General features: G+C 65.2%; 11 protein-coding genes. 8 read left to right on the plus strand and 3 right to left on the minus strand.

Going from position 1 to position 13,430, the window contains the following annotated elements:
* The first annotated feature begins 92 nt into the window (after positions 1-92).
* The 3 genes from ACLB1G_RS09870 to ttcA are packed head-to-tail and all read left to right on the plus strand — an operon-like array spanning position 93 to position 2,214.
* Positions 93-869: an SDR family oxidoreductase gene (locus ACLB1G_RS09870; protein WP_491627018.1), complete on the plus strand. Its 777-nt coding sequence runs from the start codon at positions 93-95 to the stop codon at positions 867-869.
* Between the two features lie 38 nt (positions 870-907).
* Positions 908-1,297: a dihydroneopterin aldolase gene (locus ACLB1G_RS09875; RefSeq protein WP_491627019.1), complete on the plus strand. Its 390-nt coding sequence runs from the start codon at positions 908-910 to the stop codon at positions 1,295-1,297.
* Positions 1,294-2,214, plus strand: a complete 921-nt coding sequence (gene ttcA / locus ACLB1G_RS09880) for a tRNA 2-thiocytidine(32) synthetase TtcA (RefSeq protein ID WP_491627020.1) — start codon at positions 1,294-1,296, stop codon at positions 2,212-2,214. The genes ACLB1G_RS09875 and ttcA overlap by 4 nt, the downstream gene beginning before the upstream one ends.
* A gap of 27 nt (positions 2,215-2,241) precedes the next feature.
* Here the strand turns inward: ttcA and ACLB1G_RS09885 are convergent, their stop codons facing one another.
* Entirely contained in the window at positions 2,242-4,023 is a 1,782-nt protein-coding gene (locus ACLB1G_RS09885; protein ID WP_491627021.1) for a M14 family metallopeptidase, read from the minus strand.
* 237 nt (positions 4,024-4,260) lie between these two features.
* Between ACLB1G_RS09885 and ACLB1G_RS09890 the strand changes: the two genes are divergently transcribed.
* Positions 4,261-4,512, plus strand: coding sequence for a hypothetical protein (locus ACLB1G_RS09890; protein WP_491627022.1), 252 nt, complete (start codon positions 4,261-4,263; stop codon positions 4,510-4,512).
* 215 nt (positions 4,513-4,727) lie between these two features.
* Here ACLB1G_RS09890 and ACLB1G_RS09895 read toward each other — a convergent pair whose 3' ends face one another.
* Positions 4,728-8,312, minus strand: a complete 3,585-nt coding sequence (locus ACLB1G_RS09895) for an indolepyruvate ferredoxin oxidoreductase family protein (RefSeq protein ID WP_491627023.1) — start codon at positions 8,310-8,312, stop codon at positions 4,728-4,730.
* 64 nt (positions 8,313-8,376) lie between these two features.
* Entirely contained in the window at positions 8,377-9,495 is a 1,119-nt protein-coding gene (gene hppD, locus ACLB1G_RS09900; RefSeq protein WP_491627024.1) for a 4-hydroxyphenylpyruvate dioxygenase, read from the minus strand.
* A gap of 127 nt (positions 9,496-9,622) precedes the next feature.
* On the opposite strand from hppD, the gene ACLB1G_RS09905 reads away from it, so the two are divergent.
* The 4 genes from ACLB1G_RS09905 to ACLB1G_RS09920 all read left to right on the plus strand — a co-directional run bounded on the left by ACLB1G_RS09905 (position 9,623) and on the right by ACLB1G_RS09920 (position 13,414).
* On the plus strand, positions 9,623-10,150 hold the full coding sequence (locus tag ACLB1G_RS09905; RefSeq protein ID WP_491627025.1) for an Lrp/AsnC family transcriptional regulator: 528 nt from the start codon (positions 9,623-9,625) through the stop codon (positions 10,148-10,150).
* 155 nt (positions 10,151-10,305) lie between these two features.
* The gene (locus ACLB1G_RS09910; RefSeq protein ID WP_491627026.1) at positions 10,306-11,868 is read left to right on the plus strand and encodes a methyl-accepting chemotaxis protein; all 1,563 of its coding nucleotides are present in this window, start codon (positions 10,306-10,308) and stop codon (positions 11,866-11,868) included.
* 24 nt (positions 11,869-11,892) lie between these two features.
* Entirely contained in the window at positions 11,893-12,297 is a 405-nt protein-coding gene (locus ACLB1G_RS09915; RefSeq protein ID WP_491627027.1) for a hypothetical protein, read from the plus strand.
* Between the two features lie 13 nt (positions 12,298-12,310).
* A complete protein-coding gene (locus ACLB1G_RS09920) occupies positions 12,311-13,414 on the plus strand; it encodes a porin (RefSeq protein ID WP_491627028.1) in 1,104 nt (367 codons plus the stop codon).
* The last annotated feature ends 16 nt before the right edge of the window (positions 13,415-13,430 follow it).

Below are 13,430 nucleotides of genomic sequence, written 5' to 3' on the forward strand. Positions count from 1 at the left end.
ACCCGGCATTGTAGCGAATCGCGGCGCGGCCCCGCCAGCAAAGGACATCCTGTACAAAACGGCAAACCGGCCAATTCGACCATCCTGACAGCATGAGCACAGCACAGCAAGCGGGCGCCCCGGTGGCGCTCATCACCGGCGCCGGACGGCGCATCGGCCGCGCCATCGCGCTGGCCATGGCGCGCGCCGGCTGGGACGTGGCGCTGCACTACCGCGCCTCCGCCGCCGAGGCGGCACAGGCGGCGGCCGATATCGAAGCATTGGGGCGGCGCGCCGCCACCCTGCCGTGCGACCTGGCCGACGCGCAGGCCGTGCGCGAACTGCTGCCGCGCGCGGTCGCGGCCCTGGGCCGGGTCGATTGCGTGGTCAACAACGCTTCCCTGTTCGAATACGACAGCGCCACCGGGTTCAGCCCGGAACTGCTGGAGCGCCACATGCGCGCCAACGTGGCGGCGCCGCTGCTGCTGGCCCAGGCCCTGCACGCGGCCACCCCGGCCGGCAGCCAGGCCGTGGTGGTCAACCTGCTGGACCAGAAGCTGTACAATCTTAACCCTGATTTTATGTCGTACACGCTGTCCAAGGCCGCCCTGCACACCGCCACCACCATGCTGGCGCAGCAACTGGCGCCCACGGTGCGGGTGGTTGGCGTGGCCCCAGGCATCACCCTGGTGTCCGGCGACCAGAGCGAAGCCGGCTTCCAGCAGGCCCACCGCCAGACCCCGCTGGGACGCTCCAGCACCCCCGAGGACATCGCCGCCGCCGTGCTGTACGCGGCCACCGCGCGCGCCGTCACCGGCACCACCCTGCTGGTCGATGGCGGCCAGCACCTGATGCCGCTGGCGCGCGACGTGATGTTCCTCACCGAATAAAATATTTATACCGTTTAGCTTATTTTAGAGAGTAGCCCATGCTGACCCACCCCCGCCTGGCCGATTGCCGGCGCCTGTTCCTGCGCAACTACGAAGTGCTGATCAACATCGGCGTGTACGAATTCGAGAAAAAGGGCGAACAGCGGCTGCTGATCAATGTCGACCTGTACATCCCGCTGGAAGTCTCGACGCCCAGCCACGACCAGCTGGAGGAAGTGGTGGACTACGACTTCATCCGCGACACCATCGCCAGGCGCATGTCGCAAGGCCATGTGCAGCTGCAGGAAACCTTGTGCGACGACGTGGTGCGCGCCATGCTGGACCACCCGCGCGTGCGCGCCGTGCGCGTCTCGACCATGAAGCCCGACGTCTATCCAGATTGCGAAGGCGTGGGCGTGGAAGTATTCAAGATCAAGGACAACGTATGAACGCCGTCATCGACACCCCGGGCCTGAACGCCAAGTCGGCCGAGAAGATCGCGCTGGAAAACAACAAGCTGCACAAGCGCCTGTGCCGCCTGGTGGGCCAGGCCATCGGCGACTTCAACATGATAGAGGAAGGCGACAAGGTCATGGTCTGCCTGTCCGGCGGCAAGGACAGCTACGCCCTGCTGGACATCCTGATGACGCTGCGCGAGCGCGCCCCTATCCATTTCGACATCGTGGCCGTCAACCTGGACCAGAAGCAGCCCAACTTCCCGCCCGAGGTGCTGCCGGCCTACCTGGCCGAACTGGGGGTGGCCTTCCACATCGAGAACCAGGACACCTACAGCATCGTCAAGCGTTTGATCCCGGAAGGGAAGACCACCTGCTCGCTGTGCTCGCGCCTGCGCCGCGGCATCCTGTACCGCGTGGCGGACGAGCTGGGCGCGACCAAGATCGCCCTGGGCCACCACCGCGACGACATCCTCGAGACCTTCTTCCTCAATATGTTCTTCGGCGGGAAGCTCAAGGGCATGCCGGCCAAGCTGGTCTCGGACGATGGCAAGCACGTGGTGATACGCCCGCTGGCCTATGTGAAGGAAGCGGACACCGAGCGCTACGCCGAAGTGAAGAACTTCCCCATCATCCCCTGCGACCTGTGCGGCTCGCAGGAAAACCTGCAGCGCAAGCAGATCAAGGCCATGCTGCGCGAGTGGGAGAAAAAGCATCCGGGCCGGGTCGAGAACACCTATGCGGCCCTGTCCACCGTGGTGCCCTCGCACCTGATGGACCGCTCGCTGTTCGGCTTCACGGAACTGAAGGCGGACGGCCTGGCCAACCCGCTGGGCGACATCGCCTTCGACGAGGAACCGTGTTCGACCCCGGCCACGCTGCCGGGCATCATCCCGCTGCAGCAGGAATGAAAAAAGCCGGCTGCTGCCGGCTTTTGTTCAATACACCTTGGCGCTGCGCAACACCGGGTACAGGTTGAAACGCTCGTCCCACGAGGCGTGGCGGCGGGCGAAGAATTCCAGGCGCTTGGCCGGGCTCTGGCTGAATTCCGGATCGGTGTTCAGCTTGCGCTGGAATTCCGCGCGCAGGGCCGGGTCGGCTTCCAGCTGGGCGCGCGCCACTTCCTCGGCCACGTAATCCTCCATGTATTCCTTGCGCTCGAAGGCGTTGTTGAATTCGCCCCAGGCCAGCAGGCCGTCGGCGCCGCGCGGCTCCAGCAAGGTCATCACCAAACGCGCCTTGGGCTGGGCGATGGGCACGAACAGCGCGCCCTTGGCCAGCGGACGGCGCTCGCGCGCCCACTCGCCTTCCACCGCCAGCGACTGGTGGCCCTCGAACGATTGCGCGCCGAATTTGGTTTTGGTGGCGCGGAAGGTCTCCACCTCGGCCGCCATTTGCTCATCCTTGAGTACCTTGAACTCGACGCCGTGCTGTTTCAGCTTGGGGCCCACCCAGGCGGCGTGCGCCACCGGCACGATATAACCGCCCAGCGGCGCCGCCACCTTCAGGTCCGGCACGATCTCGTCGCGCAGCGGCACGGTCCACATTTGCGGCTTGGTCTCGTCATAGCGCGTCCACAGGCCGCCCGACACTTCCGAATGCTCGCGCGTGTAGGCGTACCCGGGGAACTGGATGGTCCTGGCGTTGTAGGTGGTGCGGTAGCTGAGCGGCACTTCCGAGCCGGCCAGCTTGAGGGCGCGGGCATCGGCTTCGCGCGTGGCGGCCAGCCAGTCCTTGCCGTGCGCGGCCACGTTGTTCAGCAGCGAGATGATGGTATTGTGGGTGATGCGCACCCGGGTCGGGTAATCCTTCCACGAGTGGGTTTCGACCAGCATGGCGAAACGGTTACGCAGCTGGAAGTAGCCGGTCGAAAAGCGCGGCGTGGCCATGCTGTCCTCGAAGCCGGACATCGGATCGTCTTCCTTGGCAAACGAGATGTAGAAGGACTTGGGATCGGCCCCCTGCTTGCGCAAGTCGTCCATCACGTTGTCGCGCAGGACGGTGCCGGCCTGCTTCAGGGCTTCGTCGCCGCCGTGGATGGGTTCGACCTGGATCGAGACGTCGGGCTGGAACTTGGCGCCGTCGGTCACGTGCAGGTCGATATAGGCCAGCGGGTCCCAGGCGTTGACCAGCGCCAGCATGGCCTGCATCTCGGGCGCATCGGCCTTGATGTAGTCGCGGTTCAGGTTGTAGTTTTGCGCCGTGGTGCGCCAGCCCATCTCCACCGGGCCGCGCTGGTTGGGGCGGTTCCACTGGCCGTAGCGCTCATGGCCGTCGACATTGAAGACCGGGACGAACAGCAGCACCTGCTTGTCCAGCGCGCCGGGCGCCAGCTTGTTGTCCAGCGCCTCGCGCAGGGCCAGGAAGCCGGCATCCTTGCCATCGATCTCGCCGGCGTGGATGCCGCCCTGCACCAGCAGCACCGGCAGGCCGCGTTTTTTTGCCGCCTCGGCCGTCAGCGCGCCGGTGCGAGAGACGGCCAGCGCCATCATCGGGCGGCCTTCCGGCGTGCGGCCGAATTCAAAGCAGCGCACCGCCTTGGGATAAGCCTTCTGGAACTGGGCGCACAGCGCGATCACCTCGTCGTAGCGGCCGGTGCGTTCGAAGCCCGAGCGCTCGGCAATGGTGGTGAGGGGTGCGGTTGCGGGGGAAGCGGCGGCGGGGGCCGCCTGCGCCAGCGGAGCGGCGGCGAGGGCAAGCAGTAACGCGGTACGTATCATCGGGGAGGGCTCCGGCAAAGGGAATAAAGTTCGCGCCCGGACGGCTATGGCATCCATCCAGGTTGCCGGAAATTATAGACGGACATGAGCTGCGTATCCATGTCGGGCCAGGCTATCGCATCTATTTCGCGTACGTGGGCGGCGCTATCATTTTATTGACGTGCGCTGGAAGCAAGACATCGCAATCGCGCGACGTTACACTCGCCATCAAGTTATTTCAGGATTGGAAAAGACGCCATGGACCAGCCTCACCGTGACCATGACGAAGCCACCACGGAGATGTTCCAGCGTGACCCCGCGCTGGCTATCGCTTACATAAATGATGTTCTCGCCGACGGCGACTACATGGATCTGCTGTCGGCCTTGCAAAGCGTAGGGTTGGCGTTTGGCCGCGAACAGCAGCTACCAGATCCGCATCCCTCTCTTGAAACCGTGCGCGCCATGCTGCGCGAGATGGCATCGAAGCTTAGCGCGCTCGTCCACAGCTGAACGATCGAAGGCGCGGCCTTGTGGGCCGCGGCCAGACCGGCGGGCCGGTGTGCGGATCCGCCGGGTTAAACACGCCGTGTACCGGAGGATGTCCGGAGCAAGGCGAAGGCGCCACCTTAGCAAGTTGGGAGCGCTACCGGAAGGAAGGATTTCGCGTTTGCTTATGCATAAAAAAGGCGGCCACGGAAGGCCGCCAAGGCGTGAGCGACGCGTGCCTACACCAGTATGGGCACGGGCCGCTCCGGCGCAGGAGCCGTGGCCGGCCTGGCCGCATGGAAGGCCTCGACCAGCGCGGCCTCCTTCTGTTTGGCCGCCTGCAGGTGGCGCTCCTTCACATGGCCATAGCCGCGTATGTCCTCCGGGATGCTGGCGATGGCCACCGCCTGGCCCAGGTTGTCCGTGCTCAGCTTGGGCAGCAGGGCCGACACGGTGGCGCGGTATTCGGCGATCAGCGCGCGCTCCATCTTGCGCTCGGCCGTATGGCCAAAGATGTCGAAGGCGGTGCCGCGCAAGCCCTTGAACCTGGCCAGTACGCCGAAAGCCTTCATCATCCAGGGCCCGAACTCGCGCTTGACCAGGTGGCCCTGGGCGTCGCGCCTGGCCAGCAGCGGCGGCGCCAGGTGGAACTTGAGCTGGATGTCGCCCTCGAACATGGCGGCCACCTTTTGCTGGAAGGCGCCATCGCTGTACAGGCGCGCCACTTCATACTCGTCCTTGTAAGCCATCAGCTTGTAGTAGTAGCGCGCCACGGCCTCGGTCAGGCGCGTGCCCTTGCCCAGGCGGGCCTCGGCCGTGCGCACCTGTTCGACAAAGGAGCGGTACTGCTCCGCATAGGCGGCGTTCTGGTAGGCGCGCAGCAGTTCGACGCGGCGCGCCACGATGTCGTCCAGCGAGATGGCGCGCTTGAACTCCACTACCTGCGTGGGCGCGGTCAGCCTGAGCACCACCTGCAAGTCGTGCGCCGCCACCCGGCCCCAGTGGAAGGCGGCCTTGTTGAAGGCCACCGACACGCCATTGAGTTCAATGGCCTTGACCAGCGCCGCCTCGCTCAGTGGCACGTGGCCTTTCTGGTAGGCGTAGCCCAGCATGAACATATTGGTGGCGATGGAGTCGCCCATCAGCGCGGTGGCAATGCGGCCGGCGTCGACGAAGTCCACGTGCTCACTGCCGCAGGCGCGCACGATCTCGCCGCGCGAGGATGAATCCGGGAATTGCCAGTCCGGGTTCTTCACGAAGGCCGCCGTGGTGGCGCCGGTGGAATTGATGGCGGCATAGGTGCGGCCGGAGTCCATGCGCGACAGGGCGTCCCGGCTGGCGGTCACGATCTGGTCGCAGCCTATCACCAGGTCGGCGTTGCCGGTGCCGACCCGGGTCGAGTGCAAATCCGCTTGATGGTCGGCCAGCTTCACGTGCGACATCACCGGGCCGCCCTTCTGTGCCAGGCCGCTCATGTCCAGCACCACCGCGCCCTTGCCCGCCACGTGGGCTGCCATGGCCAGGATCTGGCCCACGGTGACCACGCCGGTTCCGCCTATGCCGGTGATCAGGATGCCGAAGGGCTGCGCAGTCGAGGGCAGCACGGGCGTGGGCAGCGCCGGCAGGTCGGCGCCCTCGCCTGCGGCGGCCTTCTTCGGTTTCTTCAGCGCGCCGCCTTCCACCGTCACGAAGCTGGGGCAGAAGCCGGTGGTGCAGGAAAAGTCCTTGTTGCAGGACGACTGGTTGATCTGGCGCTTGCGCCCCAGCTCCGTCTCCAGCGGCTCCACCGACAGGCAGTTGGACTGCACCGAGCAGTCGCCGCAGCCTTCACACACGGCCTCGTTGATGACGGCCCGCTTGGCCGGATCGGGATACTCGGCGCGCTTGCGGCGCCGCCGTTTTTCGGAAGCGCAGGTCTGGTCGTAGATCATGGCCGACACGCCGGGCTGGTCGCGCAGCTCGCGCTGCACGTCCATCAATTCGCTGCGGTGGCGCACCGTGACGCCGGGCGCCCAGTTATAGTCGGACGGGTACTTGGACGGCTCGTCGGTCACCACGATGATGGGCGACACGCCCTCGGCCGCGATCTGGCGCGAGATCATGCCCGGGTCCAGCGGACCGTCGAAGGCCTGGCCGCCGGTCATGGCGACGGCGTCGTTGAACAAAATCTTGTAGGTGATGTTGACCTTGGCCGCCACCGCCGCCCGTATCGCCAATATCCCCGAGTGGAAATAGGTGCCGTCGCCCAGGTTGGTGAACACATGCTTTTCGTTGGTGAACGGCGCCTGCCCGACCCAGGTCACGCCCTCGGCGCCCATGTGGGTGAAGGTCGAGGTCTCGCGGTCCATCCACAGCACCATGTAGTGGCAGCCGATGCCGGCCAGCGCGCGCGAACCTTCCGGCACCTTGGTCGAGGTGTTGTGCGGACAGCCCGAACAGAAGAAGGGCGTGCGGTCGGTCTGCGGATTGGCCTTGGCCGGCACGGAGTTCAGCAGCAGCTCCTTCTGCTCCAGGTAGGCGATGCGCTCCTTGACGCGCTGGGCCACCGGATGGCCGTCGCAGTAGTGCATGATGCGGCTGGCGATGGCGCGCGCGATCTGCGCCGGGTTCAGCTCATAGGTGGCCGGCAGCAGCCAGTCGCCGTGGCCGGTGCGCGGATTGTTGCTCCATTCACCAGTGTCATCGAACTTGCCGACCACGCGCGGGCGCTGGCCGTCCGGCAGGTTGTACAGCTCTTCCTTGAGCGCGTACTCCAGGATCTGGCGCTTTTCCTCCACCACCAGGATCTCGTCCAGGCCGCGCGCGAATGCCTGCACGCCCTCGGCCTCCAGCGGCCAGGTCATGCCGATTTTGTACAGGCGGATGCCGATGTCGGCGGCGGCCTGCTCGTCTATGCCCAGGTCGGCCAGGGCCTGGCGCGTATCCAGGTAGGATTTGCCGGCCGTGATGATGCCGATTTTCGGCCTGGGGCTGTCCCAGATGATCTTGTTGAGCTTGTTGGCGCGCGCATAGGCCAGGGCGGCATACCATTTGTAGGTATTCATGCGCGCTTCCATGTCCAGCACCGTGTCCGGCCAGCGGATATTCAGGCCGCCTTCCGGCAGTTCGAAGTCGGCCGGGATGATGGTCTGCACCCGGTCCTGGTCGAAGTCCACCACGGCGCCGGACTCGATGATGTCGGTCACGCACTTCATCGATACCCACAGCCCGGTGTAGCGGCTCATGGCCCAGGCATGCAGGCCGTAGTCCAGGTATTCCTGCACCGAGGAGGGATACAGCACCGGGATGCCGCAGGCGTTCAGGATGTGGTCCGACTGGTGCGCGGTGGAGGACGACTTGGCCGCGTGGTCGTCGCCGGCCAGCACCAGCACCCCGCCATGCCTGGCGCTGCCGGCGTTGTTGGCGTGCTTGAACACGTCGCCGCAGCGGTCCACTCCGGGCCCCTTGCCGTACCACATGGCGAACACGCCGTCGTACTTGGCGTCCTTGAACAAGTTGGTCTGCTGGGTGCCCCATACGGCGGTGGCGGCCAGGTCCTCGTTCATCCCGGGATGGAACTTGATGTGGTGGGCGTCCAGGTGCTGCCTGGCCTTCATGGCCGTCATGTCGACCGAGGTGACCGGCGAGCCGCGGTAGCCGGTGATGTAGCCGGCCGTGTTCAGGCCCGCCTTCAGGTCGCGCTCGCGCTGCATCATGGGCAGGCGTATCAGGGCCTGGGTGCCGGTCATGAAGGCGCGGCCGCGTTCCAGCGTCCACTTGTCTTCCAGCGAGATATCGTCCTGGAATAGCTCGGGTCCCAGCATGCCCTGTTGAGGTGCAGTCATTGTTGTCTCCAGTTTTTGTAAAAGCCCGGTCCCTGGTAGGGCCCGGGCGTGCCGGCGCGTCGTCTTATGCGTTGCTGCCGGCTGGGTCCTTGAGTACCCCGCGTTTGATCTGGTCCAGCTCGATGGACTCGAACAAGGCGCGGAAATTGCCTTCGCCGAAGCCCTGGTCGCCCTTGCGCTGGATGATTTCGAAGAAGATCGGTCCGATCACGTTCTGGGTGAAGATCTGCAGCAGCAGCTCGCGCTCGTTCTCGGTGCTGTGGCCGTCGATCAGGATGCGCAGGCGGCGCAGGTCGTCCAGCCGTTCGCCGTGGTGCGGCAGGCGGCGGTTGACCAGTTCGTAGTAAGTCTCGATCGTATCCTGGAAGGCGATTCCGGCGCCCTTCATGCCTTCGATGGAGGTGTAGATATCGCCGGTGCCCAGCGCGATGTGCTGTATGCCCTCGCCGTGGTACTGGTCCAGGTATTCGGCGATCTGCGACTTGTCGTCCGAGGATTCATTGATGGGGATGCGGATCTTGCCGCAGGGCGAAGTCATGGCCTTGGATTTGAGGCCGGTCAGCTTGCCTTCGATATCGAAGTAGCGCACTTCGCGGAAGTTGAACATCTTCTCGTAGAAGTCGGCCCACTCCTTCATGCGGCCACGGTGCACATTGTTGGTCAGGTGATCGATATAGGTCAGGCCATGGCCCACCGGATTGGCCACGGCGCCGGGGATGGCCACGAAGTCCACATCATAGATGCTGATGTCGCCGATGGCGCCTTCCGCTCCACCATGCTTGCCGCGCCAGCGGTCCACCAGGTAAATCAGCGAATCGCCCACGCCCTTGATGGCGGGGATGTTCAGTTCCATCGGGCCGGTGCGGTTGTCAAAGCCCCAGGCGCCCTTTTCCAGCGCGCACTGGTAAGCGTAGGCAGCATCCTGCACCCGGATTGCGATGGCGCACACGGACGGCCCGTGCTGGCGCGCAAAGCGCTGGGCAAACGAATCCTGCTCGGCGTTGATGATGAAGTTGATCTCGCCCTGGCGGTACAGCGTCACGTCCTTGTGGCGGTGGCGGGCGATGGCGGTGAAGCCCATGCTCTCGAACAGCGCGCCCAGCGCTTTCGGTTCGGGTGCGGCGAATTCGACGAACTCGAAACCGTCGGTTCCCATCGGGTTGTCCCAAGGCTGAAATTGCATGCCTGTCTCCTGGTTATGGTTTTGAACCAGTATAGACCCCTGAGGCCAGCATTAAATTGCAAACAGTTCCTGCGCACTCCTGATTTGCGCAATAATATTGCTCTTATTTTGAATATTTGAGGTATTTATGACCAAAATTGCGCTCGACAAAACCGACCGCAAGATCTTGTCCATCTTGCAATCGGATGGCCGGCTGTCCAACCAGGACGTGGCCGAACTGGTCTCGCTGTCGCCCTCGCCCTGCCTGCGCCGCATCAAGCGCCTGGAGGAAGCGGGCGTGATACGCCAGTACGTGGCCCTGCTGGACCCGGACAAGATAGGCCTGGGCCTGCTGGCCTACGTCAACGTGCGGCTGGAAAAGCACAGCGACGGCGCCGCCATCAGCAATGCGCGCGCGCTGGGCGCGGCGGCGGCGCCGGCGGCGGTCTCGCCCCGGGCCGACTTCGCGGTCTCGGTGGAGCAGTGGCCGGAAGTGGTGGCCTGCTATGCCATGACCGGCGAGATGGACTACCTGCTGCGCGTGCACGTGGAGGACATGGAGCATTTCTCGCGCTTCATGATGGCCACCCTGCTGCGCCATCCGGCCGTGCTGGACGTGAAATCCTCGTTTGCCCTGCAGCGCATCAAGGACACTACCGCCTTGCCGTTGGTATAAACGTATCCGTAACGCAACAACTCGCCACCCCGATCGGCCATTTCCGGTCAGAAATATCGATCATTTGGGCTTTGGGAAGCCTTGCGTGAGAATATGTGAGAATTTCCCGGCGGACATACTATATGATGGGCAACACATCGTATGGGATGACGGAAATGCAATTGTCTTTCAAGCTACGGATCTGGGCCATCCCGGTCCTGGCCGGCCTGCTGTTCGCCACCGGCCTGGTGATCAACCAAAGCTACACCTCCTCGGCCCAGGCCCACATCGCGCGCGCCGGCGCCACTGACTATCCGGCGCTGGACCAGCTCAATTCCATGATACGCGACGTGCAAGCCATTTCCGAAGGCATGCAGCACGCGGTGGCCGATGGCGAGCAGGATGGCTTGACGGCCATCCAGGCCTCGGCCCAGCGCATCCGGGCCACCCTGTCGCGCTTAGGCCAGATCGAGGGCCATGGCCCGGCCGCCGCGCGCCTGGCCGGCGAATTCGACGCCTACCTGACACCCACCCTGAAAGCCGGCAAGATCATGCTGGGCCTGGACAGCGGCGACGCCCCCGCCACCATCGCCGCCATGCAGGCGGCGCTCAAGGTGCTGGACCAGGATCTGCACGCCAGCTACGGCGCCGAAAGCCGCCAGCTGACCGCCACCCTGGAAGACAGCGCGCGCGACGTGCGCCTCGTCATGCGGCTCAATATCGTGGTGGCGCTACTGACCGTGGCCTGCCTGGCGCTGGTGTCGCACTTCATCATCCGGCTGCTGTGGCGCCAGCTGGGCGGCGAGCCGGAATACGCGATCCGCATCGCCCGCACCATCGCCGAGGGCGACTTCAGCAGCCAGGTGCGCACCGCGCCCGGCGACCGGGGCAGCCTGCTGCTGAGCCTGCGCGAGATGCAGGACAAGCTGGGCGCCACCATGGCGCGCATCCGCGCCGCCGGCCAGACCATTGCCGGCGCCGCGCAGGAAATCGAATCGGGCAACGCCGACCTGGCCCGGCGTACCGAGCACGGCGCCGGCGCGCTGGACCAGACCGTCGAATCGATGCGCCAGCTGACCGCCACCGTGCGCCAGAATACCCATAGCGCGCTGCAGGCCAACCAGCTGGCCGAGGCCGCCTCCGGCGTGGCGCAGCAAGGCGGCGCCGTGGTGACCCAGGTGGTGGACACCATGGGCGCCATCAATGCCTCGTCGCGCAAGGTGGTCGATATCATCAGCGTGATCGACGGCATCGCCTTCCAGACCAACATCCTGGCGCTGAACGCGGCCGTGGAAGCGGCGCGCGCCGGCGAACAGGGCCGTGGCTTTGCCGTGGTGGCCAGCGAGGTGCGCAACCTGGCCCAGCGCTCGGCCGCCGCCGCGCATGAGATCAAGGCCCTGATCGACGCCTCGGTGGAACGGGTGGACGCCGGCGCACGCCTGGTCGACCAGGCCGGCGCCACCATGCAGGACATCGTGGCCAGCATCGCCCGCGTCACCGCCATCATGGGCGCGATCACCCAGGCCAGCCAGGCCCAGGGCGAGGACCTGGAACAGATCCAGTCGGCGCTGGGCGAGATCGACCAGGATACGCGGCAGAACGCGGTGCTGGTCGAGCAAGCCTCGACCACGGCGGTCTCGCTGCTGGACCAGGCCACCACGCTGGCCCAGGCGGTCAGCGCGTTCAGGCTGGATGCGCCGGGCGCCACGCCGCCGCGCCTGGCCGCCCCTTCCCCGTAATTTTTCGCCCCTCTCCTTTTGCCTATGAAACAGAAACTCCTTGCCGGCGGCAGTGCGCTGCTGCTGGCCGCCCTGGCCATGCCGGCCCACGCCGAACTGGTGGTGATCGTCTCGGCCAAGGCCAGCGCGCCCGCCAATGAGCTGATTTGCCAGGCCTACCTCGGCAAGACCAAGCAGCCGGTCCCGGTCAACCTGCCGGAGAAGAATCCGGTGCGCGACCAGTTCTATGCCAAGGCCTGCCACAAGGACCCGGCCCAGGTGCGCTCGATCTGGTCCAAGCTGATCTTCACCGGCGGCGGCACCCCGCCGCAAGAGGTCGATAGCGAGCAGGACATGAAAAAGACCGTTGCGGCCGATCCCAGCCGCATAGGCTACATCGACAAGAAAGACGTGGACGCCAGCGTCAAGATCATCGCCACCCTGAATTAACCCGAGCCTAACCATGAAGAAACTGATTTCCGTCCTGCTGCTGGGCGCCGCCAGCCTGTCCGCCGCGCATGCCGATGACCTGACCGTGTCCGGCTTCGCCACGCTGGCCGCCGGCAAAGCGTATGGCGGCAGCAGCGGCCAGTGGAACGCCTTCGACTGCCCCTGCTACATCGCCAACTACGAGCACGGCGCCGTGTACAACAAGAACCGCGTCAGCATGTCCGAAGAATCGCTGGCCGGCCTGCAGCTCAAGTACAAGATCAACGAACAGTGGTCGGCCACCGCCCAGGTGGTCAGCCGCGCGTCGGAAAACATGAAGGCCGACGTGGACTGGGCCTACCTGACCTGGGACATCACGCCCAGCACCACGCTGCAGGCCGGGCGCCGCCGCCTGCCGATCTACGCCTACTCCGACAGCGTCTATATCGGCTACACGCTGCCCTGGATACGGGTTCCGCAAGACATCTACGGCTGGGAAATCGGCGCCTACAACGGCGCCAACCTGAGCCACCGCGAAACGCTGGGCGACTGGGCCGTGATCGGTAACCTGTTTGCCGGCCAGGAAGTCAGCAAGAACAACAAGGAAATGGAGCGCATCTATTACGGCGCCAAGGTGGACGACGCCTGGAAGCACATCCTGGGCGGCTACCTCGACGTCTCCAACGACTACCTGGGCGTGCGCCTGATCTACATGCAGAACAGCATCCACCTGACCAGCTTCCCGGCCGACCCGGCGGACGCGGTCAGCATGCCCGGCGTGCGCCAGCGCATCCTGGGGCTGTCGGCCAGTCTCGACTACAACAACTTCCTGCTGCGCGGCGAAGCCAACACCTTCCGCCGTCCGGCCCTCGACTACAAGGCCACCAGCTGGACCGCCAGCGCCGGCTACAAGATCGGCGACGTCACCGCGCTGGCCGGCTATTCGCACTACACGGAAAAGCTGACCCCCACCTACCACGATCTGCAGATCGACAACACGCGCTTCGTCGCGCTGCGCTGGGACTTCCGCAAGAACATGGACCTGAAGCTGCAGTTCGACAAGGTGGTGGACCGCAGCGCCATCCCGTTCAGCGGCAACGCCAAGCTGGTGAGCGTGGCCATGGACGCCGTGTTCTGAACCCCGCCGGGGTACC

The organism is Duganella kummerowiae (genome assembly GCF_053572355.1).